Raw genomic sequence first — 24,141 nt, forward strand, 5'->3', positions numbered from 1 at the left:
AGCGCGGCCGGATCAGTTGCTGATCCGGATGGCGTCGGCGATGACGACGAAGTTACCGGTGGTCCAGCGCGACACCGCGATCTTGTTCCAGCCGGCGGTGAAGTTGAAGGTGCCGACGGCGACCCACTGCTTGCCGTTCGCCTGCTGGTTGACCTTCACGGTGCCGAGGTTCTTGTTGCTGGCATCGAAGGCGACGATCGGGGCGTCGGGGGCCCGGTTGGCGCCGGCCGTGTACCAGATCTCGACCTTCTTGCTGCCGGCCTTGTTGAGGAAGAACGAGAACTCGGCGGCGTCGCTGATCGGCGAGACCGAGGCGAACAGGTAGTTGCTGCCGTAGAAGCCGGGCGTGGACGCGGTGGCGGCCCAGTTGGCCGAGGCGTTGAACTTGGCGAGCGCGGCGTTGTTGTTGCCGTTGGCGCTGTCGATGATGATCTCGGCCGGGTCGGTGCCCTGCGGCGGCGGATCCTCGGGCTCGGGCGGCGGATCCTCGGGGTCCGGCGGCGGATCCTCCGGGTCGGGCGGCGGGTCGTTCGGATCCGGCTCCTCCGGCGGCGGGTCCTCGGGCTGGCCGCCGCACGCGGCGTTGATCTTGTTGTAGTAGGTCGCCCACGGCCAGTTCGGGCCGGGGTCGATGCGGTTGTTGGGCTGCAGCTGGCCGTGCGCGACGATGTGGTACTTGTCGATCGGGACGCCCTGGCGCTTGGTGATGTTGCACACCAGCTTGGCCGACTGCTCGATCAGGTTGGCGTTCCAGTTGGCCTGCTTGGCGAAGCCGGCGTGCTCGATGCCGACGGTGAAGTGGTTGCTGCTGACGCCCTCGAGCTGCGGCTCCTGCCCGCCGTTGAGGCTCTTCTTGTAGGCCGCGGCGATGTGGAAGGCCCGCTTCTCCTCCTTGACGAGCTGGGAGATCTCCGAGCCGTCCTCCTTGACCACGTAGTGGGCGCTGACGCCGGACTGCGAGTTGACCAGCCAGCCCCAGCAGCCCGAGTAGGCGCCCTCGCACGAGTGGATGATGACCATCCGAATCTTGCCGGTGCTGTTGGCGGCGCGGCTGCCGTAGTTCGAGCTCGGCGCGGCGCGGAAGATCGCGCCCGGGTAGTCGGGGTTGGTGGCGAGGATCGGGCCGCCGGTGCCGTCGTAGTTGGGCTCGACGCTCGGCTCGGGCTGGATCTCCGAGATCACGTTGCCGTCGTTGTCGGTGACCACGAGGCCGTTCTTGATGATGCCGTAGACGTCGTAGTGGATGTAGGCGATCGCGGCCGCCTTGTCGCCGATGTCGGCCAGGGCGGCGATCGACGGGGCCCACGCGCCGAGGTCGTCGCGGTCGATGCCCTCGTCGTCGGCCATGTCCGAAAGGACAGCTGCGGCGGCGCGGATGTTGGTCTCGCGGTCGGCCTTGATCTCCGCCGCGTCGACGCCGAGCAGCTTGGCCCCGCGCTCGAGGTTGGTGCCGCGCAGCGCCATGGTGCCGAACGCCGCGTCGCGGCCCTCGAACTCGACCTGGCCCTCGACCATCTCCCAGCGCGACTCGACGAACCCGACTGCCTTGAGGATCGAGACCGGGACGTTGAACTCCTCCGAGGCGCGGACGAACTCGCCGTCGATGCCCTCGAGGTACTCGCCGGGGTCGGCCTCCGGCGGGTCGACCGGGTCCGGGACGTCGATCGGCTGATCGCCGGTGTCTTCGCCTTGGCGCCCGCCGTCGTCGCCCTCACAGGCGACGGCGAGCAGGGGCAGTATCATGAGGGTGCGTGTACAGACGGTCCGCAGCATCATCGCCGCTATAGGCCAATGTCTGCGCGAGAACAAGAGGGGGGCGAACGATGTGCGACCTCGCAGAGCGCGGGGGCAGTCGTCCTCGTCACAGTCTTTCGCGAACGGGTGACGAATGCAGAGGCCCGCAGGGCGAATGCGATGCTGTCCCGGCTATCGCGGTTTTGTCTGTTTCGGCCACGCACGCGCGCGTAGTTCGAGGCCCAGGCTGGCCTCCACGCCGCCGGCGCTGAAGATTCGCGTGTCGCCGAGGCGGACGCGCACGGCGTTTCCGGTCGGGGTCGCGCTGGCGGCCACCTCCGCGAAGGCACCGAGGTCCAGCCATCGCGTGACCGCGAAGGTCGGGGCGATACGGATGTGTCCGCCGAGGAGGGGCGCCGGATCGGTCGATTCGCCGAAGCTGACGCGACGACCGACGTGAGTGACGAACCACGGTTCGACCGAGAGGTTCGCGGTCGCGCGCAGCTCGAAGCGGCCGCGAGTCAGCCACGCACCGGCCCCGAGGCTGACGCGGACCCGCGCGAGCCCGAAGCGCTCTTCACGACTCTCCATACCGGGACGAACGAGGCTGTGACCGGCCGCCCGCACGCCGGCGCTGACCAGCCAGACCCGCGGACCGCGGAGATCGACGCGGACCTCTCCGCCGCCCCCCCGCACGCCGGCGTCAGGCCCGAGGCCGAACAGCGGGCCGCCGGCGAGGCCGAGGGAGAGCGTCGGCCGCCTGTCTTTCGCGGCAGGTTTGGGGCGCTCGGGCGGCGCCGGCTCGACGAGGTCGTCGGCGGCTGGCGTGAGGGACATGTCCTGAGGTGCAGGCTCGAGGACAGGCGCGACCGGGACGATCTGCGGAGGGTCGGCGCTCCGCTCGGGCGGGGCCGGGACCGCGGGCTCGGCGGGTTCTTCGGACATGTCCTCGGGGACCTGTTCCGAAGGCGCCGCGGCGAGCGCGGGGCTGGCGGCCCGCTCGGGCAGGGGGGCGAGGGCGTCGTCGGCGATGGCGGCCAGCATCGAGGCGCACAGGCGGGCCGCGTCGCGCGGGCCGCCGCCGGGGCCGCGGCGGACGAACACACGGCCGTCGCGGAGGATGACGGTGACCGCGAGCTCGCCGGCCTGCAGCTCGACGTCGACGAAGGTGTGGTCGGGGTCGACGCTGGCGACGTCGCGCAGCAGGACGACGTCGGCGCCGCCCGAGCGCGGGCGCAGGGCAGCAGCGAGCGCGCGCTCGTCGAGGCCGCGCGCGCGCACGACGAGCGTCGGGGCGCGCGCGACCGCGGCGGGCGGCGCCGCGGTCGGGGTCGGCTCGGGCGGAGGAGCGGCGATGAGCGCCGCGAGGAGGAGCGCCGCCTGCGTCATGCGAGGGCGGCGGATGTTAGCAGCGCGTCGCGCTCACAGGCACACGCCCATGAGGCACTGCTGGTCGTCGGCGCAGTCGGCGTCGGTGTTGCACGGCGGGGGCTGGCAGTCCGGATCCTGCGGGACGTTGGGATCGCACATGTTGTCGGGGCAGAGGATCCCGTCGCACACGCACACCCCGTTCTGGCACAGGCTGCCGGGGCCGCAGTCGGCGTCGCTGTTGCAGACGAAGCCGCAGTCCGGATCGAACGGCAGCATGGGGTCGCAGACGCCGTCGAAGCACATGGGGTCGTTCGGATCGCACTGGTTGCAGTCGGGGTCGGCGGGGTTCATCGGGTCGCACACGCCGTCGGGGCAGTTCGGGTCGCCCGGCTGGCAGCCGCCGCACTGCGGATCGTTGGGGTCGTTGCACAGGCAGAGGCCGTTGATGCACGCCTGTCCCATGGGGCAGTCGGCGTCCGAGACGCACATGAGCCAGCAGTCCGGATCCATCGGGTTCATCGGATCGCACCAGTTGTCCGGGCAGAAGGGATCGCCGGGCTGGCAGCCGCAGTCGGGATCGCCCATGACGTCGGGGTCGCAGATGCCGTCGGGACAATTGGCCGGATCGTCGCACTGGTTCTGGCAGTCGGGATCCTCGGGGTTCATCGGGTTGCACACCCCGTCGCCGCAGTCGGGATCGCCCATGATGTTGACGTCGCACCAGCCGTCGCTGCCGCCGCCGCAGTTCGGATCCATCGGATCGGCGCACTGGCAGGCCCCGTTGACGCAGACCTGGCCGTCGGGGCAGATGCTGTCGTCGCTGCACTGGCAGTCGGGGTCCGCGGGGTCCATCGGATTGCACATACCGTCGCCGCACCCGGGGAGGTTCGGGTCGCAGTTCTGGCAGTCCGGATCCGCGGGGTTCATCGGGTTGCACAGGCCGTCGCCGCAGTCGGGGTCGCCCATGACGTTGACGTCGCACCAGCCGTCGCTGCCGCCGTTGTTGCAGTCGGGGTCGGCGGGGTTCATCGGGTCGCAGACGTTGTCGGGGCAATTCGGGCTGTCGTCCGGGCACTGGGGCTGACAGTCCGGATCGTCGGGGATCATGTCGCAGACGCCGTCGCTCGGCGGGGTCCAGCAGTCGGGGTCGTCGTCGACGTTGTTCATGTCGCAGACGCCGTCCCAGCAGTCGGGGTCCATCCCCTGGTTGGGATCGCAGACGGGCTGCTCGCCGCCGGTGTCTTCGTCGAGGCCGGCGGTGTCGCCCCCCTTGATGTCGATCTCGCAGGCGAGGCCGGCGAGCAGGGTGAGCGAGAAGACGGAGGATTTAAGGCGTGAAAGCGTACGCATGGGGCTCCTTGGGGCAAGCGTGGATGGCCGGCCCGGGGTCCGGGACCGGGGAGACAAGATTTTGGATTCTCAACAGTCGGGGTCTGCGGGGTTCATGGGATCGCAGTCGCCGTCAATACAGTCGGGATCGAGCGGGAGCATGGGATCGCAGACGCCGTCGCCGCAGTCGGGATCGCCCATGGTGTTGGGATCGCACATGCCGTCGCTGCTGCAGGCAGGGTCGTTCGGATCGTTGCACTGGCACACTCCGTTGGCGCACAGGTGATCGTCAGGGCAGTCGGCGTCGGTGTTGCACGCGGTGCAGTCGGGGTCGACGGGATCCATCGGGTTGCACGAGCCGTCGCTGCAGTCGGGGTCACCGGGCCGACACATGACAGCGCACTCGGGATCGCCGGGATCTCCGTCGCACTGACCGTCCATGCAGTCGAGGTCGGTGGGATCGAGCATGAGGTTGCAGAGGCCGTCGTCGCAGTCGAGGTCGTCGCCGTCGACGATGTCGCAGATGCCGTCGTCGCAGTCGCCGTCGCCCATGTTCTGCGGGTTGCAGTCGCCGTCGTGACAGTCGGGATCCATGGGATTCTCGGCCGGACACCAGCCGTCGTCGCAGTCGAGGTCGAGCGGGTCGCCGAAGTCGCAGAGGTCGTCGTCGCAGTCGGGATCGAGCGGGTCGTCGGGATCGCAGGCGCCGTCAGGGAGGACGCCGCAGTCGGGCGTGGCGCAGGTGGTCTCGCCGTCGCCGGTGGTGGTGGTTTCCTCGGTGCCGGTGGTGGGGAGGGAGAGGGTGGTGGTGGTCGGTTCGCCGGTGCTCTGCGGCTCGGCGGTGGTGGCGGGCAGGGTGGTGAGCTCGCCGGCGCTCTCGAGCTCGAGGACGTAGGTGTCGATGCCGCAGGCGAGGAGCAGCGGGAGGCACAGCGCGAGGCGACGACAGGGGACGATCATGGGAGGGTCGCCTCGTCGGCCTCGCGCCGGTAGGCGCCGCCGGGGAATCGCTCGCTGTAGGCGCGCCAGCAGTCGGGGCGGGCGTCGGCGTCGGCGAGCCGACAGAGGCCGGCGCTGGCTTCGTCGGCGAACCTTCCGCGCGGGAATTTCTTCAAATAGGCGCGCAGGAGCTCGCCGTGGCCGTCGTCGTCGCCGCGGCGCCGGGCGAGCAGCCAGCGATCGGCGTAGGCGTGCTCGACTGCGGCTCGCCGGCCGCCGATGGCGATCATCTGCTGGTAGCGCGCGTCCGCGTCGTCGAGGGCGCCGGCGAGCAGCGAGGCCTCGGCCTCGTCGTCCAGCCGCGCGAGCTGGTCGCCGAGCGGGTCGGTCGGGCTCGGCGGAGCGGCGGGAGGCTTGCTGGTCGAAGGGACAGGCGAGGGGCGGGGCGAGGCAGGGGCGGCGCCGGGGACAGGGCGGGGCTCGACGACGGGCGCGTCGGCCGAGAGCGAGCCTGCAACGGGCTCGAGGGCGGGCTCGGCGGGGGGCGTCGCGGCGGGCTCCGGGGTGACTGCGGTATGTCCTTCGGGGAAGGTTCCTGGGGACATGTCCCTTGGGGATTGTGACAGGGGGGCCCGCGGCTCGGACCGGTGCTGCTGCGGGCGGTCGCGGACGGTGTCGTCGGCCTGGGCGCCGGTGCGGTCGCTGGGGTCGAGATCGGCGAGGCGGCGCCAGGCCCCGGCGCCGGCGACGAGCAGCACGGCAGCCGCGGCGGCGAGGACGAGCAGGGGGAGACGCGGACGCGGGCGCGGCAGCGGCGGGGGCGGACGCCGCAGGCGCGCGGTCACGTCGGCGTCGGCGAGGCCGCGCGCGGCGGCGAGGAAGGGGGCGAGGTCGGCGGCTTGCGGATCGGTGGAGGACTGTTCGGACATGGCGGATGGGGCATGTCCGAAGGAGAGTCCGGTGCGCGGGGCATTGGGCCGATCGGACGTGGCGGATGGGGCATGTCCGGAGGGGGAGCCGGCGCGCGGGGAGCCGGCGTCGGGCCGATTGGACATGGCGGATGGGACATGTCCGGATGGCAATGCGGTGAGCGCGGGGGCGGCGGCCGGGGGCGGTACGGCGTCGGGGGCGAGGCTGTGGGCGCGGGCGAGGACGGCGGCGAAGCTGGGCGGCGGGCGCTGGGCGGCGCGCTCGGCCTCGGCGACGGCGGCGTCGAGGAAGGGATCGAGGCGGCGCTCGTCGGTCACGGGTCACCTCCGGGGAGCCAGCCCAGACGGCGCAGCTCGGCGTGGATCTGGGCGCGCGCGCGGCAGACCCGGACGTGGAGGTTGCCGGTCGAGATGCCGAGCAAGGCGGCGGCCTCGTCGCTCGGCAGGCCCTGCAGCTCGCGCACGAGGAAGGCCTCGCGCAGCCGCTCGGGCAGCTCGGCGAGGACTGCGTAGAGGACGCGGCTGCGCTCGCGCTGGAGGTGGACGTCGTCGGGGCCGACGCCGGCGGGCGGACAGCTGCGCCCCATGGCCTCGAGCCGGGCGTGCGCGGCGGAGGTGTTGCGTTGCCGCCGCCAGTACTTGCGCACGACGTTGAGGGCGACGCCGTGCAACCAACCCTGAAAAGTGCGCGCGGGGTCGAAGCGCTCGCGGCTGGCCATGGCCTGGGCGAAGGCCTCCTGCGCCAGCTCCTCGGCGACGCCGGTGTCGCCGGTGTAGTAGCGGAGCTGGCGGAAGACGGCCGGATAGCAGAGCTGGTAGAGGTGAGCCCAGGCGGCGACGTCGCCGGCGCAGGCGCGCGCGATGAGCGCGGGAGTCGGAGCGCCGCTGTCACCCGCGACGGGCTCGACCGCGCGGAGATGACTGGCCGCGAGTCGGGCGGCGCGTGGGCTCGGGACGCTCATGCGAGGGGCTCATGGCGTCTTACCGCGAGCCGCCGAGGCATTACACGCGAAGCGAGGCGGACGTTGCGGGCGCGCAGGCGCGCACGGCGGGGGCGGCGCGTCCGCGGACCCCGGCGGTTTGGGCCGGGGACCTGGCGCGAGATGGCCCGTGCATGAACTACCGCCGCGAGTTTCACGCAGGCGTGTTCAAGGATGTTGTCTTGGTGCTGTGGTGGAAGAGAGGGCGGACGCGGCCCATCGCGGCCCCGGCTTATCGACGGTGTTGCGAACGATCAGGAGCTCGCGCGCTGGTCGAATCGTGGCACCGGCATGTGGCAATATGGAGTCTTGCGGGTGCGCACATAATAATTTTGATGGTACTCCTCAGCGGGCCAGAATTTGCCGGCGTCCTCGACGGCGGTGGCGACGGCGTAGCCGTTGGCCTTGAGGCGGGCTATCAGCGACTCGACGGCGGCGCGCTGCTCGGGGCCGGTGACGAACACCGCCGAGCGGTACTGGGTGCCGATGTCGGGGCCCTGGCGATCGACCTCGGTGGGATCGTGGATCTCGAAGAAGCGCCTGGCGACCGCCTCGTAGCCGATCTTCTGCGGGTCGAAGGTGACGCGCACGGTCTCGGCGTGGCCGCTGTCGCCGCTCGAGACCTGCTCGTAGGTCGGCGCGTCGAGGGGGCCGCCCATGTAGCCCGACTCGACGTCGATCACGCCCGGCATCTGCTCGAGGAAGTGCTCGACGCCCCAGAAGCAGCCGCCGGCGAAGTAGCCCTGCTCGGTGGCGCCGCTCACGGTCGGCGTCGGCGCGGCCGCGGGCGTGGACTTCTTGTGGTTGGACTCGGTGGTGCCGCAGGCGGCGGCGAGGGCGAGCAGGCCGACGAACAGTCTTCGCGTGGTGGTGAACATGGCGGGCGCTCCGGGGCTACGTGGGCGGGCGGGGCGAGGTTACAGGCGGGCGAAAATGCGCGAAGCGCCTCAGGCGTCGGCGGGCGCGGGCAGGGGCAAGAGCTCGGCGGTGAGGCTGGCGACGAGCTCGAGGACGGGCGCGACGCGCTCGGGGTCGCGGGCGCGCCAGGCGGCGAGGGCGGCGCGCACGGGGGCGGGATCGTCGTGGGGCGGGGGATCGTCGACGAGGACCGCGCGCAGGGCCTGGCTCGGCGAGGTGTCGGCGCCGGCGGGCCAGAACGGGCGCGGGCGCTCGTCGCTGCGCGCGTAGCCGGCCGCGTCGCCGAGGCGCAGCAGCAGCGCGCGCAGCGGTCGGCGCAGCTCGACGTCGGGGCCGTCGGCGAGCAGGTCGAGCAGGGCGCCCTCGAGCCAGGGATCGTCGGCTGTCCTCGGGGACAGGCGGCGTACGTGCACCGCGGCGCCGCGGATCGTCAGCGGCGGGTCGGCGCGGCGCAGGCTCCAGCCGCTGGTGTCGACGCGGGTGAGGGCGATCCGCCCGCGCGCGGCCAGGCCCGCGAGGGCGGCGGCGACGAGCAGCTGCGGGTCGCCGGTGGTCCGCGCGGATGTCTCCGAGGACATGTCGGGAGAGTCATGCGCGGGCACGGGCGAGCGGACGGTGCGGACGAGGCCGCCGCGCACGGGGGCGCGGACGCGGACGAACACGTGGCCCTCGACGCGGTCGTCGTCGCTGCCGGCCGCGTCGCGGAGGTGCCAGCAGCGGCCGCGGTAGTGCTCGGGGATGGCGAGGATGACGCCGATGCCGAACAACCAGCAGGGGACGGTGACGAGGCCGATGCAGAGCGCGCCGGCGATGTCGAGGGGGGACTCCGGCGGCCAGCGGGGGTACAGCCACCACAGCAGCGGGCCGATGCCCAGGAGCACCGCGGCGACCAGCAGCGTGACGAGGGCCATGAGCAGGAGGTCGCCGAGGTTGTCCCACCACGGCGGGCGCAGCCACGCGAGGCGAGGATCGCGGGGGTGACCGCAGCGGGCGACGCCGCCCGGCGACCAGGTGCCGCAGGTGGTGCACAGCGAGAGCTCGCGCCGGGCCATCGCCGGGCATGGTAGCGCACGCGGGCTCGCGCGCGAGCACTCCGGCCTTGAGTCGCGGGGCGGCCGGGCCTACTGTCCTTCGGGTCATGCCGCCGCCGCTCTATTGCGTCACCGACGCGACCGTGCCGGCGACGACGACGGAGCTGCTGGCGGCGGCCTGCGCGGCGCGAGGGGTGACCTACGTGCCGGTCGACGCCGGGCGCTTCGATCCGTGCGAGGAGGTCGAGCTGCAGCCGGGAGACCTGCTGTTCCGGCCGGCGGTGTCGTACGCGGCGGTGCGGGTCGAGCAGCAGCTGTTCGCCGAGTCGGTGGCGACGTTCTACGCCGGCGGCGACGCGCTGTTCTTCGACGGGGCTGCGGCGCCGCTGCTGTTCGCGCGCGGCGGCCTGCCGATCCCGCGGACGATCACGCTGCTGCGCAACGACCGGACGCTGCAGCGGCGGGCGGTCGAGCTCCTCGGCGGGCTGCCGCTGGTGGTGAAGGTGCCGGGCGGCGAGGCCGGGGTGGGGGTGATGCTGCTCGAGAGCTGGGCGTCGCTGGTGTCGGTGCTCGACCACCTGTTCGCGGCCGGGAGCACGCCGCAGCTGATGACCTACGTGCCCGACGCGCTGCACTGGCGGGTGGTGGTGGTCGGCGCGCGGGCGGTGGCGGCGTATCGCAACTATCCGTACCCGGACGACTTCCGCAGCGGGCCGTCGAGCGATCCGGCCGACTACGTGGTGCCGACGCCGTCGCCGCTGACGGAGCTGGCAGTGGCGGCGACGCGGGTGATCCGCCGCGAGTTCGCGGGGGTCGACATCCTCGCCCACGCGAGCGGCCGCCTGTACCTGCTCGAGGCGAACTTTCCCTGCTACTTCCCCCAGGCGCAGGTGGTCGGCGGGATCGACGTGTCGGGGGCGATGCTCGAGCATTTATTGGCGAAGTCGGAGCGGCTCGGCAGGGCGAGGTGATTGAAAGGGCATGCGCGAGAGGGCATGTTTGAAAGGGCATGCTCTTATGGGCATGTTCTTCGGGGTAGGTGGTCGGTCACGCCCGGCTCGGCGGGGCGACCGGGAGTGCTCGCCGGCTCGGCGCCGGACGCGAGCGGGGGGCAAGCGCGTCGGGACGGGCTGAAGGGGCCGCGGCGGAGCGCAGCGCGATTGGTGGGCGAGCTCGTGGGCATGCTCGTGAGGACATGTGCATCGGGACATGTCCAACGGCGGGTGGGCGACCCGCGTCGGCCGGAACTCGGCGTCAGAGCGGGTCGGGGCCCGACTTGGCGGCGTGCTCGCAGGCTCGCAGCTCGACGCGGACGAGGTCTTTCTTGATGGTCTGCTCGACCTGACGCGCCTTGAAGTCCTGCTCGGCGGCGTGGCTGGTGCGCGCCTGGGCGGGTTGTCGCTCGCGCTCCCGCGCGAGCGCGAGCTGACGCTGGCGGAACTCGGCGAGCCGCTCGGCGCGGTGCTGTTGGCGGCGGGCCTCGGCTCGCTCGAAGGCCCCGGAGTTCGTGGGCTCCGATTCGGCGCGGGTGACCGCCTTGTCGTCTTGCTCGGCGGCGCGGCCCTCGGCGATGTCGGCCTGCCAGCGGGCGATCCGCGTCCATTCGAGCCGCTTGTCGCGCTGCTCGCCGGGCACCCGGCGGCGCTCGTCCTGGGCGACGAGGAGGGCCTTGTGGGCCTTCTCGTGGGTGGGGCCGAACTCGCCGGTCAGCTTGAGTCTCTGTTCGTACGCCGCGCGCTCGGCGGCTACGCCGGTGAGCTGGCGGGTGTAGCGGTCGCGCTCGCGCCTGGCCGCCTGCTCCTCGGCGACCAGCGGCGCGACGGCCCGCTTGCGCTCGGCCTCGCCGGTCTGCGCGAGCTCGGGTGGGAACTCGAGGCGCTGCTTCTCGGCCGCCTCGGCCGGTGAATCGGCGCGCTTGGCCGTCGACTCGTGAGCGGCGAGCAGGTCGGCCTCGGCCTTGTTGCGGGCCTCGGCCCTGGCGATGGAGGTCGAGGGTTGATCCCACGGAATGAAGAGCCTGGAGTACTGCTCGATCTTGGCGAAGCTCTCCTTGGCGAGGTGCTCGTGCGGCGGGGTGGTGACGAGCGATGGATCGTCGAGCTCGAGCGCGGAGGCGACGGCGGGGGCCTCGACGTGCGCCTCGCGCGGAGCTGCGGAGGGCGGTGCGGCGGCGGTCGAAGTGGTGACGCCGGCCGCGGCGACGCCGACGAGGGCGCCGAGGACCTCGCGGCGGGTCGGGCGACGCACGGCTGCAGGCGGGCTGACGCGGGCGCGCAGCAGGCCGTGATCGGCGAGCTCGTCGAGGGCGCAGAAGATGTCCTCGGGGACAGCTTCGAGCAGGCGCGCCAGCTCGGCCGGGCCGCGCCGGCCGTCGAGGAGGTCGAACAAGCGGGCGGCGAGGCCGAGCAGGATGACCTGGCCGCGCTCGCGGTGGGTCAGGACGATCGCCCCGGCCTCTCGCGTGGACTCCCAGCCGTCGCGGGCGAGCTCGGGGCTCATGGTGCGGACGAGGGTATCGCGTGGGGCGGTGCCGGAGCAACGCGCGGAGAGGAGTCTGCGGCCGGGGAGAGATGCGATGACCCGTCCGACCAAGCTCGGCAATGGCCCAAGGCCAGCTCTCCGCCGCTCTGTCGATGCGGTGGAGAGCTGGCCTTTTGAGTCAACTGTCGGGGCGCGGTGAGCTGCCCTTTGAGGCAGATTCCGTCGCGGAGCCTGGCTTCATGACTGCGGCGATTCGACGTTCGCCGCCGGGCCGGCTGTGTCGCGCGTCGGCGGGACGCGCATGCTCCTCGCGCCCCGCCGAGACGGCAGTCGCCATTTTCGCGAGCGGGGGCTAATCGGCGGCGGTGCGGGCCAGCTTGTCGTAGTCGCCGCTGGTGATCCACTCGTCGAGGTGCTTGGCGCGGAGGATCGGGAACGGGTGGGTGCGCATGGCGGTGATGAGGAACTTGTAGACCTTGTTGAGGGTCGACTCGTCGGCCTCCTCGTAGGCGCGGATCTGGCGGAGGAACTCCTCCTGATCCATCTCTGCGTAGAGCTTCTGCGCGCCGCCGGCGAGCTTCATGAAAGTGCGGAGGCCGACCTCCTTGTCCTGCACGCACATCAGCGCGGCGCGGTCGGCCGACAGCTCGCTCTTGCGCATCCAGTCATAGAGCGGCAGCTCGATGCCCTTGCCCAGCAGCGAGCCGAGGCCGAGCGTGGCCTGGCTGAAGATCTCGATCACTGCGGCGATGTTGCGGGCGACCGTGGTGTAGAGCGAGTGCTCGCACTTGACGTGGCCGACCTCGTGCGCCACCGCGAAGAACTGCTCCTGCTCGCCGAGGACGTCGATGAGGCCGGAGGTGAGGACGATGAAGGGCCGCGTGTGGCCGTAGGTGTAGGCGTTGGGCACCGGATCGAGGCTGACGTACATCTCGGGCTCTTCGACCCCGAGGATCGCGCAGCTCCACTTGAGGTAGCGGTACAGCCGCGGGAACATCTTCTCGGTCACGCGCACGTTGTCGGCGATGTTCTCGAGGTAGAGGATCCGCTCGAGCCCGTACTCCATGACCTTGGCGATCAGGCGGTCGAAGCCGGGCACGCGGTGGAGCGCGGCGGTGGCCTTGACGTCCCACGGGTGCATGAAGTCGGGGGCGGCGAGGCCAGGGTAGGTCCGCAGCTTGCGCTGCTTCCTGGCCGAGCCGTTGGGGATGTTGGGGTCGTTCATGGCGATCGCAGGGTGGCCTCGATGCGCTGGTGCAGCTCGCGGCGCATGGCGGGGGGAATGGCGTGGCCGACGTCGGGCCACACCTTGAGCCTGGCCGACCAGCCGAGATCTTGCAGATGATCGACGGCCAGTTCGGTGGGAGCGAGCTTGACGGCCTGATCGACCGCGCCGTGAAACGCGACGATCGGCGGGGCGCCGGCCGGCTTCGCGCGCGGCCACAGCGGCGGCGGGAGCCAGCCGCCGAGCGGGAAGGCGGCCGCGAACAGGTCGGGCGCGCGGACGGCCAGGTAGAACGAGAGCATGCCGCCCTGCGAGAAGCCGGTGACGATCGGCTTGCCGGCGGTCGGCCGCGTGGCCACGAGCTCGCGCACGAACGGCACGAGGGCGTCGCCGGCGCGGGCGATGCCGCCGGACAGGCCGCTGACGTCGGGGCTGCGGGCGCGGATCGGGAACCACGAATAGCCGCCCTCGGCGAGCGGATCGAGGCCGCGCGGGAGGATGACGCGGGCCGGCATCGGGAGGTCGTCGACCAGGACCGAGAAGCGCTCGGGCCGATCGCCGAGGCCGTGGATGACGACGAGCAGCGGTAACCTGGCCTCGGGGTCAGCCTTGCCGGTGACGAGCTCGACGTACTCGATGCCGGCGAGCTCGCGGTAGGCGGTCGCGGGCGGAGCAGGAGCGGGAGCCGGGGCAGGTGCCGGGGCCGGGGCCGGGGTTGGGGCCGGAGCGGGGGCGGGGGCCGGGGGCGGGGCGCTGGCGGCCGCGGGCGCGACCGGCGGCTCGCAGGCGGCCAGCGCGGCGAGGAGGAGGTGACGGACGCGCAGGCGCAGAGACATCGGCGCGCGTAGCGTGGCACACCGCGAGGGCCCGGTCCAGGGGCGCGCGGCCGGCGGGCCGGAGACTGTCCGAAGGGGCAGGTGAGGAAGGCGCCGAGTAGAAGGGGCGCGGCGGAGCGGTCGCGTGCGATGCGGTATGTCGTGGAGATGATCGATCGGACATGATTCGAGGGACATGTTTCGCCGGAGCGCCGGTCTTTACAGAGATGTCCTTACGGTCATGTGTGGACGAGGAAGTCGATCGTGCCGGTGGCGGCGAACTCGGGGGCCTCGATCTCGACCCTGCCGCTGCCGCCGGCGAGGACCAGGATCGCCTCGATCACGGCGATCTGGCCGACCTGCCACACGCGGCGGCGCAGCGCCTCGGGGACGTGCTGGAAGCGGACGGTGGTCGGGCGGCAGAACAGGATCTCGCAGGTGCCGCAGTTGCGGGCGCTGAACTTCTGCGCGTGGGGGTAGGCGCGCAGCAGCTCGACGGGCTCGCGGCCGAAGATGTGGATCACGCCGCGCAGGAGCGGCTGGAACATCGGCATGGCCGGCGCCGCGGTGACCATCTCGGCGGCGAGCTCGTAGACGCCGGTCTCGCCGAGGACCGCGGCGAGGGCCTCGTAGATGGCGGGCCCCCACGCGCCCGGCAGCCACTGCGTGCGCGAGGCCTCGGCGACCTCGCGCTGGACGTCCGGCGACAGATGGCGCCGCACCTCGGCGGCCTCGGGCAGCTCGTCGACGTGCTCGAGCATCATCTTGAGCACGCTGGCCTTGAAGGCCGGCTCCGTCTCGAGCAGCGGGCGCAAAGCTCGAGGAAAAATATCCGCGCGCAGCTCCCAGGTCGAGGCCTCGTGCGGGCGCGGCGGTCGCTGCGCCGCCTGTTCGTCGCTCCGGCGATGCGGACGGCTGCTGTCTGAAGGGACATGTCCCATCGGCGCAGCAGGCCCTGTCGGAGCGCGTGCGCACGGTCGAGGGCCGGGTGGCCGCGCCGGTCCTGCGCGTCGAGCTGCGCGAGGGCGCGGACTGGCCCGGTCGCGGGCTACGCGGGGGCGCGGGCGAGGCGGCGGAGCAGCGGCAGGCGCTCGACGGCGAACAGCGGGGCGAAGGCGAGGCCGAGCAGCGGGTAGGGGAAGAAGATCGCCATGATCGCCCACACGCCGAAGTGGAAGGCCCAGGCGAGCAGCGACCAGACGCGGGCGAACTTGCGGCCGAGCAGGGCGATCGGGGCCAGCAGCTCCAGCAGCAGGCTGGCGGTGGCCAGCGGCGGGAACAGCCAGGCGTAGCCCACCAGCCAGCCGCCGAGCGGCGAGTACCAGTCGCCGAGCAGGTGCTTGCGCAGGTTGTCGTAGGCGATGTAGTTGCGCAGCAGGTCGGAGGTGGCCCAGCCGAAGCCGGACAGGCGCAGCTTGGCGACGCCGGCGACGAAGTAGGTGCCGACGGTGAGCAGCGCGAGCAGGCGCACCGGCCAGCCGTACATGGCCGAAGGGACAGGCGATGGGGCGCCGCGGCGGCGGGCCCGGCGGGCGTCGAGCGACCAGACGTCGGCGGCGCGCGAGCAGCCGAGCGCGAGCACGTGCAGGACCAGCAGGTTCTCGGTGTGGAAGATCATGCCCCACGCGTTGCGGTAGGTGAGGACCCACAGCAGGGCGAGGGCGAACGCAGGGCCCGTGACGCGGAAGGCGAGGCCGAGGGCGAAGGCGAGGCCGAGGCCGAGGGCGAGCAGCGCCTGGACGATCACCGCGGCCGGCGGGAGCGGGGCGGCGAGGACGGAGGCGACGCCGACCGGGCGGAAGCCGCCGAGGCCGTGCAGGCCGAGCAAGTTGGGCAGGCGCAGCGCGAGGTAGGCGACGGCGAACCCGCCGACGAGGAGCCGCAGGGCCGCCAGGCGCTCGGGCGGGGCGACCGGGCGGTACCAGCGGTCGGCGGCGCGGGCTGCCCGAGAGAGCATGTCGGAAAGACCCTGTCGATTCGGACCGGTCGTCTGGGACATGTCCTTCATCGCGCGATCTTGCAGCGGGCCTGCCGCTTGGGCGCGGCCAGCGGGGTGGGGTCGCCGGCGAACCAGGCGAGGGCGTCGTGGCGCTCGCTCACCAGCTCGACGAAGGCGGCGTCGGCGTGTCCGGGGTCGGCGGCGACGCGGCGGGCGACGCTGCGGCACAGCGCGGCGCTGGCCTTCTTGCCGCGGCGGATCGCGTGGCGCAGGGTGACGTCGGCCTGCAGCACCTCGTCGCTGCCGAGGGCGCGCGGCGGGAGGGTGACCTGGGCGCCGTCGGGACCGACCGCGACCGCGCGGTGGACGGTGAAGACCGCGTCCTTGCGGCCGTGGGCGAACATCGGGAAGCTCGAGAACGGGAACGAGTCGTAGCCGAGCGGGCGCAGCATCGGCGACAGCGTCAGGCCGAGCAGGACGAGGCCGACCAGCCACGGCCAGGCGACGTGGCTGGATGTCCCCGGGGACAGGTCCGGAGGGATAGGCGGGGATGGGGCCGGGTGCGGCGCGCCGGGGGGGAGGGATCCGCGGGATGTCCCGGGGGACATGTCCGAAAGGATACGAGGAGATGGGGCCGGGTGCGGTGCGTCGGCGGGGAGAGCTCCGCGGTGCGGCGCGTCGGAGGATGAAAGTCCGAGGGATGTCCCGGGGGACATGTCCGGAGGGATAGGCGTGGATGGGGCCGGGTGCGACGCGGCGGAGGGGATCGGGGCGGACGCGGCGGCGACCTGCGGGCGCGGCGGCGCGTGGCCGTCCTCGCTGCGCGCGGGCTCGTCGCGGCCGCGCGAGTCAGCCATCGCGGCCCTCCGGCAAGAGGCCGAGCTCGCGGCCGCCGTGGCCGAGGGCGGACCAGGCGTGCTGGGTGTAGTCGATGCGCACGTCGAGCGAGCCGACCGACTCCGACCAGCCGCCGGCGACCTTCTGCTCGCGCGAGCAGGCGAAGCAGTTGGCGGCGGACCACTGCTGCTCGACGAGGAAGGTCAGGACCTTCTCCATCAGCTGCGCGTCCTCGGGGCGCTGCTCGCCGTCGGCGGCGCGGACGGCCATCGCCGCGGCGAGGGCCTCGCCGAAGCCGGCCGAGGGGGTGTTGTGCGGCACGAGGACGTTGCCGAAGCCGTAGGAGCCGACCAGCTCGGGGGCCACGCCGCTCGACTCGTCCATGATCAGGCGGCGCTTGAAGTCGACGTAGTCGAGGCAGAAGCGCTCGTAGCCGGGGTGGCGGTGGACGCCGAGGGCGGTGCGGGCGGCCAGGCAGTGCCAGTTCTCCTCGAGGAAGAAGAAGCCGTGGAGGCCGTGCGACCAGTAGTCGTCGGCGAAGTAGTCCATGGCCCGCTGGACGGCGGCCTGCACCTCGGCGTGCGCGGGCAGGAGCTCGCTCGCGGCGCGCGCGGTCAGCTGCTCGAGCAGGACGAGGGCGTACACGGCCTGGCCGGCGGCGTAGAGCAGGTCGGGGCCGACGTGGGCCTCGCCGGTGGCGAGGGTGACGCGGGCATGAAAGCCGCCGTCGGGCCGCTGCATGGCCAGGAGGTAGCGGCCGAGCGCGCCGATCAGCTCGTCGTGCTGCGGGCCGGTGCGGTCGCGGCAGGTGAGGAAGGCGATCAGCGGCAGGGCGGTGCTGCCGAGGTCGCCGAGGACCGGGGGACGACCTTCCTGATAGGACAGGACCGAATAGCCAGGTTGCGGGTAGTCCTTGCGCAGGCCGGCGAGCATGGCCAGCGACTTGGCGGCGGCGGGCACCGCGGCGTCGCTGCCGAGCTCGCACAGGGCGAGGGTGGTGCCGGCCTGGCGCGGGACGGCGAAGCCGCGCCAGGTGACCTTGCCGGTGAAGGGGTGCAGGAGGTAGCGGAAGCGGCCGTCGTCGGCCTGGGCGGCGAGGATGTGGTCCTCGGCGCCGGCGACGGAGGCGGCCAGGAGGTCGGCGTCGAGGCGATCGATCGGGTCGCGCAGGCGCGGCAAGGGGCGCACCCGGCCGGCGTGGTCGACGAGCAGGCTGACGGTGGCGAGGCGGGTGAGGCCGTCGACGCCGACGTCGGGCTCGGGCGCCGGGTCGCCCTTGCGCGCCAGCGCCTTGCGCAGGGCGGCCGGCGCGGCGCCGAACCGCAGATCCTCGATGAACGGCAGCGGGGTGTAGGTGAGGAATTGATTGAGGCCGAGCAGCTGCCACGGGAGCAGGCAGCGCGCGCCGTCGCAGGCGCCGTCGAGACCTGGCCGAAAGAGCAGGGGCAAAGGGCCAGGCAAGGAGTCGCGCAGCGGCTGGGCGCCGCCGACGACGTCGATCTTCATCGGCCCGGGCGCGCCGGCGTCGGCGACCACGGCCCCGAGCGCGGCGACCAGCCCGGCGGCGTCGTCGGCCTGGACGCAGCGCGCGGCGGGTCGCAGCTTCGGCTTGCCCTTCTGCGCCGCCCTGTCGGCGACCGGGTAGACGACGAACGCAGTGGGGCGATCGACGGGGTAGTCGCAGGTGATCGGAGCACGTGTCCACAAGGACAGGTCGGCGCCGGGCCGGGCCTTCACGCGCGGGAGGACGTCCTGGATCGCGGCGGCGAGGGCCGCGGGGTCGCGGTCGATCACTGCGATCGGCTCGGCGGCGGCGGCGGCGGCGGCTCGCCACAGCGAGAAGGTGACGAAGGCGAGCACCACCGCGAGGCCGCCGGTGAGCCGACGGCGCAGGCCGGGGCCGGACCCGAGGCCGCCGGTGGCGGCCAGGCCCCACACCGCGAACGGCAAGGTGAGGAGGACGAGGACGGCCCACAGCGCGGCGAGGGCCGCGAACACGCCCTTGCCCAGGCCGCCGTAGAGCACGGCGACGTAGGTGCCGGCGCGCGCGGCAATGAGGGTCTGGACCGCGAGGTAGAGCAGCGACAGCGCGGAGCCGATCCTCCAGACGAGCGCGCGAAGGCGGCTGCCGGCCAGCGCGAATGCGGCGGTGACGGCGTGGGCGAGCGCGAGGGCGGCGGTCATCGCCGCGAAGGCGGTCCAGCGCTGCCACGGGAGCACGCTCGCGGCCCAGGCGAAGATGCCCGCGTGCACGAGCGCGAGGGCTGCGAGCGACCAGCGCGGGGCAGGGCGAGGCGACGTGGACAGACCCGGCGCGCCGGGGTCCTGGGGCGTGACCATACGAGGCGTGTACCACATGCAGGCGATGTTCTGCGCCGGCGGGACGCGCACGGCCGCACCGCTCCGGGGGGTGCAAGCGGCGAGGAACGGTGCTATTGCCGAGGCGGATGGTCGGTTCGGTCGTCGCGTCGGCGCTGTCGCTCGTGCTCGCCCTGTCGCCTCCACAGCCGACCCCGAGCGCGGCCGAAGCTCCGGACCTCGCTGCGGCCGGTCGCGCGCCGCGCCGCGAGGCCGCGGAGGTGCGGCTGTCGCCGGACGCGCGGCTGGGGCTCGGGTTGGGCCTCGGCCTGACCGGCGGCCTGGTGATGGGGACGGGGATCGGCCTCGCCTTGCGCCACCGTCAGGTGTACCCGCGGTTCGTACCGGCGCCGAACAACGCCGCGTACGTCGCGGCCGTGAGCGCGACCGACACCGGCGCGGCGATGATCGGCGCCGGCCTCGGGCTCGGGGCGAGTGCGCTCACCGCGGGCCTCGGGGGGCGCGACCGGGTGCTGTGGGGCGAGCTCGCGGCCGGGGGGACGCTCGCCATCGCCGGGGTGGCGTGGTACGTCACGGAGTGGCAGCGCGTGCAGAAGATGCTCTACGACGGCGGCAAGGGTGACACGGCGATCGACCTGGCGCCGCTGCGGCGCGAGACCGCGGCGGCGACGTTCATCGGCGCCGGCGTCGGCCTGGCCTTCGGGGCAGGTGTGGCGCTGCTGACCCGCTACCTCGTCGCCCGCCGACTGGTCCGCCCGGGCCGCGCGGCGCTCGGCGGCGGACCGTTCGGCGCCGGGCTGCTGGCGCGCTTCTGACTCCCCTCCATCGCCATGGCCGCTGCGTCCCGAGCTCTCCTCCCCGGCCTCGTCGCCGCCGCGCTGGCGGCCGCGACGGCGCCCGGCTGTCACTCGTCCGGCTGTCGCGACAGCGACTTCGCCTGCGCCGCGCTGGCCGAGCCGAACACGACAAGCGAGCCGGAGACGACCACGACCGAGACGACGACCACCATGTCGCCGATGACGTCCTCGACCGAGCCGACGGTCACCGGCGAGCCCCCGCCGACCTGCGGCGACGGGGTGGTCGCCGGCGACGAGGAGTGCGACGACGGCAACAGCGACGACCTCGACGCCTGCAGGTCGGACTGCACCGCGACGACCTGCGGCGACGGGGTGGTCCAGGCCGGCGAGGAGTGCGACGACGGCAACGGCGACGACTCCGACGCGTGCGTGGGCGCGTGCCGGTGGGCCCGCTGCGGCGACGGCTTCGTCCAGGCCGAGCTCGAGCAGTGCGACGACGGCCCGGCCAACGACGACCAGGCGTATGAAGGCTGCACCTCCGACTGCCTGCCGGGGCCTCGCTGCGGCGACGGGCTCGTCAACGGCGAAGAGGACTGCGACGACGGCAACACCGTCGAGAGCGACGGCTGCATGACGTCGTGCGTCGAGGCGAAGAGCTGCCTGCAGATCAAGCAGCTCCTGCCCGAGGCGAGCTCCGGCGGGTACCGCCTGTGGCCCGAGGCGCTGGCCGGCGAGCTCAGCGTCGACGTGTGGTGCGACATGGACAGCGACGGCGGCGGCTACACCTTCCTCAAGGTCGACACCGAGTTCGGCAACGAGAGCGACAAGGGGGCCAAGAAGGCCGAGGCGGTCTGTGCGAAGTACGGCATGCGCCTGCTCGTCACGCGCACGCCGGCGCACGTGATGTCCTCGTACACGGTCGCGACCTCTCCGAACGTGCCCCCGATCGGCGGCGGCAACGTGGCCGCGGGCGTCGACTACCTGGCGATCCTGGCGATCTATCCGACGGTGATGGGGGCCACCTGCGACGGCGCGGGGCTCAACTCGACCGACTGCCCCGGCTGGCGCGCCGGCGACGACCAGGCCTACTGGGTCACCGATACCGCCTACGCCGATCAGCCCGACGCCGACCACTGCGCCGGCTGCTCGATGATCTACAAGTGGAACCTGGACGGCACCGCCAAGAGCTACATGACCGTGAGCTTCGGCGAGGGCGCGAGCAGCTACCGCTTCATGTGCGACGTCGGCGACAAGCACCCGTGAGCCCGCGGCCGGCCGGCCGATCGCCGTGAGTCGACGACGCCCCCGGGGGCCGGCGAGGACTACAGCACGCGCCCCAGTCGTGCCATAACCGCGGCATGCTGATCTTCGCGCACCGCGGCGCCAGCGACACCCACCTCGAGAACACGATGCCCGCGTTCCTCCACGCGCTGGAGCGCGGCGCCGACGGCGTCGAGCTCGACGTGCAGCTGGCCCGCGACGGGGAGGTGGTGGTGTTCCACGACCCGGACCTGATCCGCCTGGCCGGCCGCCAGCAGCGGATCGAGCACACCACGTGGGACGAGCTGGCGCAGGTGCAGCTCCACCGCAATCAGCGGATCCCCCGCCTCTCCGACCTGCTCGCCGCGTGGCCGACCGACCGCTGGCTCAACGTCGAGCTCAAGGCCGGCGGCGCCGCGGTGGCCCAGAAGACCGTGGCCCTGCTGGCCGGCCGCCCGAAGGTCATCCTGTCGAGCTTCGACCCGCGCATGCTCCTCGCCGCCCGCGCGTCCGGCAGCGCCTACGAGCACGCCCTGCTGCTCGCGGCCCAGAGCCCGCCGTTCCTCCACGCCGGCGGCGCCCAGGCGTTCGGCTGCGCCGCCGTCCACCTCGACCACCGCCTCACCACCGCCGCCACGGTCGCCCGCTACCACGCCCAGGGCCTCGTCGTCGGCGTGTGGACCGTCAACAGCCTGCTGCGCAAGCAAGAGGTCGCGGCCTGGGGCGTCGAGCGCATCATCACCGACTGTCCGTGAGGACATGTCGTGATGCGCATGTCGCGGCGGTCATGTCGTGAAGGTCATGCCGCGCCGGGCCCGGCGGTGTAGGCCGCCTCGGCCAGGTGGAGCGGGAACTCGCGGACGGACAGCAGGTGCCGCGCCGCCCCGAGCGGGCTCTTGGGCAGCTTGCTGAAGTAGCGCATGGCTCGCGGCAGCTCGCCGAAGGTGCGCTCGAGGACGCGGAAGCGGTCGTCGCCGAGGATGTTCTCGCGCAGCAGCGAGGCGGTCCTCGTCTGCCGGCGCCGGAACTCGCGCACGTACTCGAGCAGTCGGCCGTGGTACTCGGGGTCCTCGACGGTGGCGAGGATCGAGGCCGCCCGCGGGTGGGAGCCGGCGAGGATCGCCACGACCTGCTCCTCCATCGCGTGCAGGCCGTCGGGGAAGGAGTCGAGCAGCTGCAGGTCGTAGTCGGGGTTGGCGTGCACGACCTGGAGGACGTGGCCGATGATGGTGTCGCGCGCGCTGTTGAAGCCGGTCGGGTCGATCAGCGAGGCCGGGTCGTCGAGGAAGCGCAGCAGGGTGTGAAAATAGAAGTTGATGCCCTTCGACCGGTAATAGTCGGCCGCGCAGGGCACGATGAAGAAGCGCATCATGTCGATCGCCCCGAGCATTCGCTGGATCCGCGTCGGGATCTCGTCGACCCACCCGAGCTCCTTGAGCCGCTGCAGCCGCGGCAACACCTGCCGCTCGTCGCCGTAATTGCGGAGCGCCAGGGCCAGGTTGAGGAGCTTGCGGCGCCGGGTCGGCCGGTCGCCCATCGCCCTGCGGATCAGGGTGAACGGTGGCTCTCGAAGACGGGAAGTCGTCGTCTCGGGTGAAGGCGGCTGGGGTTCTCGCATGGCCATGATTTCCTGTGAACGTGAGCTCGGGGAGGCAGGTGTGCAAGATCGTTCGCGGCCCTCGGGGCTCGACTTGGGTCACACCCCTCGCGCGGCTGCGTAGCCCCTCCGTGGGCGTGCTAGGCTGGCTCTGGTGAAGCTTCGCGAGGCGCGCCGGCGGTTGCCGGTGGTGGAATCGTTGCCGCCCGGCCGCGGCCGGCGCGTGCTGCCTCCGCCGCGGGGCGCGGTACAGCGGCCGGCCCTGGCAGTATGGGAATTCACGCGCGCCTGTGACCAGCGCTGTCGGGCGTGCGGTCCTCGCGCAGGCGTCGCACGGCCGGACGAGCTGACGACCGAGGAGGCGCTGCGCCTGGTCGACGAGCTGGCCGAGCTCGGGGTCGGCGAGGTGGCGCTCATCGGCGGCGAGGCGTACCTGCGAGCGGATGTCCTTTGGGTCATCCGGCGGATCCGCGAGCGCGGCATGAGCTGCTCGCTGACCACCGGCGGGCTCGGCCTCACCCGCACGCGCGCGGAGGCGCTGGTGGAGGCCGGGCTGCAGCTGGTGTCGGTGTCGATCGACGGGCTCGAGGCCAGCCACGACGCGCTGCGCGGGACGCCGGGCGGCTGGCGCCGCTGCTTCGAGGCGCTGGCGCACAGCCGGGCCGCGGGGGCGCGGATCGCCGCGAACACGCAGATCAACCGCCTGAGCTGGCGCGAGCTGCTGCCGCTGTGCGACCTGCTGGCCGACGCCGGCGCCGAAGTGTGGCAGATGTTCCTGACGATGCCGCACGGCAACGCGGCCGACCACCCGGAGCTGCTGCTGCAACCATTCGAGCTGCTCGAGCTGTTCCCCGAGCTCGACCGCGTGATCGCCCGCTGCGCGGCCCGCAAGATCAGGTTCTGGCCGGGCAACAACCTCGGCTACTTCGGCCCGCTCGAGGGCAAGATCCGCCGCCTGCAGCAGGAAGAAGGCCACTACAAGGGCTGCTCGGCCGGCCGCACCGGGCTCGGGATCGAGGCCGACGGGACCATCAAGTCGTGCCCGAGCGTCGGCGGGGCGGTCAACGCCGGCGGCAATTGGCGCGACCACGGCCTGCGCGCCTTGTGGGAGCGAGCGCCGGAGATCCGCTACGTCGAGCAGCGCGGCGTCGATTCGCTGTGGGGCTACTGCCGCGAGTGCTATTACGCCGACACGTGCATGGGCGGGTGCACCGCGATGAGCGAGCCGCTGCTCGGGCGGCCGGGCAACAACCCCTATTGTCATCACCGCGCGCTGGAGATGGACCGCGTGGGCCTGCGCGAGCGCGTCGAGCAGGTGGCCGGCGCGGACGACCAGGCGTTCGCGCACGGCCTGTTCCAGATCGTGCGCGAGCCGAAGGTCCCGGGGACCGCTCCGGTGACGGTCGAGCGGCCGCGCACGGGCCGCGAGGTCGCCTTCTTCGGGCCGGGGACGCCGCTCGACGTCGAGGGCGAGGGCGAAGCCTGAGCGCGCGCCGGCTGTTCAGGGGCATGTGACGCCACCCTCACGGCTCACACACGATGCGGGCCCCGGCTGTGAGGCCGCGAGTCTCGGCGTCGTGCATCGATCGCACGGCTCGCTGCTCGTCCGGCTCTCCGGGCGGGATGAACGGCATGGGCAA

At 72.7% G+C, this 24,141-nt stretch carries 21 protein-coding genes; 5 read left to right on the forward strand and 16 right to left on the reverse strand.

Features of this window, described 5'->3' with window-relative positions:
* Positions 1-12: 12 nt before the first annotated feature.
* The 8 genes from O0S08_RS11990 to O0S08_RS12025 all read right to left on the reverse strand — a co-directional run bounded on the left by O0S08_RS11990 (position 13) and on the right by O0S08_RS12025 (position 9,252).
* Entirely contained in the window at positions 13-1,743 is a 1,731-nt protein-coding gene (locus O0S08_RS11990; protein WP_269039223.1) for a golvesin C-terminal-like domain-containing protein, read from the reverse strand.
* 183 nt (positions 1,744-1,926) lie between these two features.
* Positions 1,927-3,123, reverse strand: a complete 1,197-nt coding sequence (locus O0S08_RS11995; protein ID WP_269039224.1) for a hypothetical protein — start codon at positions 3,121-3,123, stop codon at positions 1,927-1,929.
* A gap of 33 nt (positions 3,124-3,156) precedes the next feature.
* Entirely contained in the window at positions 3,157-4,455 is a 1,299-nt protein-coding gene (locus tag O0S08_RS12000; protein WP_269039225.1) for a hypothetical protein, read from the reverse strand.
* Positions 4,456-4,524: 69 nt separating this feature from the next.
* Positions 4,525-5,394 (reverse strand): hypothetical protein, encoded by an 870-nt coding sequence (locus tag O0S08_RS12005; RefSeq protein WP_269039226.1) that lies wholly within the window; start codon positions 5,392-5,394, stop codon positions 4,525-4,527.
* Positions 5,391-6,620 (reverse strand): hypothetical protein, encoded by a 1,230-nt coding sequence (locus O0S08_RS12010; RefSeq protein ID WP_269039227.1) that lies wholly within the window; start codon positions 6,618-6,620, stop codon positions 5,391-5,393. Before O0S08_RS12010 ends, O0S08_RS12005 begins: the two co-directional genes overlap by 4 nt.
* Positions 6,617-7,264 carry an RNA polymerase sigma factor gene (locus O0S08_RS12015; RefSeq protein WP_269039228.1) on the reverse strand — a complete coding sequence of 216 codons (648 nt, stop codon included), beginning with the start codon at positions 7,262-7,264 and terminating at the stop codon, positions 6,617-6,619. Before O0S08_RS12015 ends, O0S08_RS12010 begins: the two co-directional genes overlap by 4 nt.
* Positions 7,265-7,536: 272 nt before the next feature.
* Positions 7,537-8,160, reverse strand: coding sequence for a peptide-methionine (S)-S-oxide reductase MsrA (gene msrA / locus O0S08_RS12020; protein ID WP_269039229.1), 624 nt, complete (start codon positions 8,158-8,160; stop codon positions 7,537-7,539).
* A 69-nt stretch (positions 8,161-8,229) separates the two neighbouring features.
* Entirely contained in the window at positions 8,230-9,252 is a 1,023-nt protein-coding gene (locus O0S08_RS12025) for a hypothetical protein (RefSeq protein ID WP_269039230.1), read from the reverse strand.
* A gap of 86 nt (positions 9,253-9,338) precedes the next feature.
* Between O0S08_RS12025 and O0S08_RS12030 the strand changes: the two genes are divergently transcribed.
* Positions 9,339-10,202: an ATP-grasp domain-containing protein gene (locus O0S08_RS12030; RefSeq protein WP_269039231.1), complete on the forward strand. Its 864-nt coding sequence runs from the start codon at positions 9,339-9,341 to the stop codon at positions 10,200-10,202.
* A gap of 283 nt (positions 10,203-10,485) precedes the next feature.
* Here the strand turns inward: O0S08_RS12030 and O0S08_RS12035 are convergent, their stop codons facing one another.
* The 7 genes from O0S08_RS12035 to O0S08_RS12065 all read right to left on the reverse strand — a co-directional run bounded on the left by O0S08_RS12035 (position 10,486) and on the right by O0S08_RS12065 (position 18,868).
* Positions 10,486-11,730, reverse strand: coding sequence for a hypothetical protein (locus O0S08_RS12035; protein WP_269039232.1), 1,245 nt, complete (start codon positions 11,728-11,730; stop codon positions 10,486-10,488).
* A gap of 334 nt (positions 11,731-12,064) precedes the next feature.
* Positions 12,065-12,937, reverse strand: a complete 873-nt coding sequence (locus O0S08_RS12040) for a M48 family metallopeptidase (protein ID WP_269039233.1) — start codon at positions 12,935-12,937, stop codon at positions 12,065-12,067.
* Entirely contained in the window at positions 12,934-13,773 is an 840-nt protein-coding gene (locus O0S08_RS12045) for an alpha/beta hydrolase (protein WP_269039234.1), read from the reverse strand. The genes O0S08_RS12040 and O0S08_RS12045 overlap by 4 nt, the downstream gene beginning before the upstream one ends.
* A 218-nt stretch (positions 13,774-13,991) precedes the next feature.
* The gene (locus O0S08_RS12050) at positions 13,992-14,567 is read right to left on the reverse strand and encodes a hypothetical protein (RefSeq protein WP_269039235.1); all 576 of its coding nucleotides are present in this window, start codon (positions 14,565-14,567) and stop codon (positions 13,992-13,994) included.
* A gap of 233 nt (positions 14,568-14,800) precedes the next feature.
* Positions 14,801-15,709: an HTTM domain-containing protein gene (locus tag O0S08_RS12055; protein WP_269039236.1), complete on the reverse strand. Its 909-nt coding sequence runs from the start codon at positions 15,707-15,709 to the stop codon at positions 14,801-14,803.
* Between the two features lie 47 nt (positions 15,710-15,756).
* Positions 15,757-16,299: a hypothetical protein gene (locus O0S08_RS12060; RefSeq protein ID WP_269039237.1), complete on the reverse strand. Its 543-nt coding sequence runs from the start codon at positions 16,297-16,299 to the stop codon at positions 15,757-15,759.
* 241 nt (positions 16,300-16,540) lie between these two features.
* Positions 16,541-18,868 (reverse strand): prenyltransferase/squalene oxidase repeat-containing protein, encoded by a 2,328-nt coding sequence (locus tag O0S08_RS12065; protein ID WP_269039238.1) that lies wholly within the window; start codon positions 18,866-18,868, stop codon positions 16,541-16,543.
* Positions 18,869-18,975: 107 nt separating this feature from the next.
* On the opposite strand from O0S08_RS12065, the gene O0S08_RS12070 reads away from it, so the two are divergent.
* The 3 genes from O0S08_RS12070 (at position 18,976) to O0S08_RS12080 (ending at position 21,659) form a co-directional block, all read left to right on the forward strand.
* Complete coding sequence (locus O0S08_RS12070; RefSeq protein WP_269039239.1) at positions 18,976-19,662, forward strand: hypothetical protein; 687 nt, start codon at positions 18,976-18,978, stop codon at positions 19,660-19,662.
* A gap of 15 nt (positions 19,663-19,677) precedes the next feature.
* On the forward strand, positions 19,678-20,907 hold the full coding sequence (locus O0S08_RS12075; RefSeq protein ID WP_269039240.1) for a DUF4215 domain-containing protein: 1,230 nt from the start codon (positions 19,678-19,680) through the stop codon (positions 20,905-20,907).
* Positions 20,908-21,002: 95 nt separating this feature from the next.
* Positions 21,003-21,659: a glycerophosphodiester phosphodiesterase gene (locus O0S08_RS12080; RefSeq protein WP_269039241.1), complete on the forward strand. Its 657-nt coding sequence runs from the start codon at positions 21,003-21,005 to the stop codon at positions 21,657-21,659.
* 44 nt (positions 21,660-21,703) lie between these two features.
* Here the strand turns inward: O0S08_RS12080 and O0S08_RS12085 are convergent, their stop codons facing one another.
* Positions 21,704-22,441, reverse strand: coding sequence for a hypothetical protein (locus O0S08_RS12085; protein ID WP_269039242.1), 738 nt, complete (start codon positions 22,439-22,441; stop codon positions 21,704-21,706).
* Positions 22,442-22,655: 214 nt separating this feature from the next.
* On the opposite strand from O0S08_RS12085, the gene O0S08_RS12090 reads away from it, so the two are divergent.
* Positions 22,656-23,987 (forward strand): radical SAM/SPASM domain-containing protein, encoded by a 1,332-nt coding sequence (locus tag O0S08_RS12090; RefSeq protein ID WP_269039243.1) that lies wholly within the window; start codon positions 22,656-22,658, stop codon positions 23,985-23,987.
* Positions 23,988-24,141 lie beyond the last annotated feature (154 nt).

It is taken from the genome of Nannocystis punicea (assembly GCF_026965555.1).
Classification (GTDB): Bacteria; Myxococcota_A; Polyangia; order Nannocystales; family Nannocystaceae; genus Nannocystis; species Nannocystis punicea.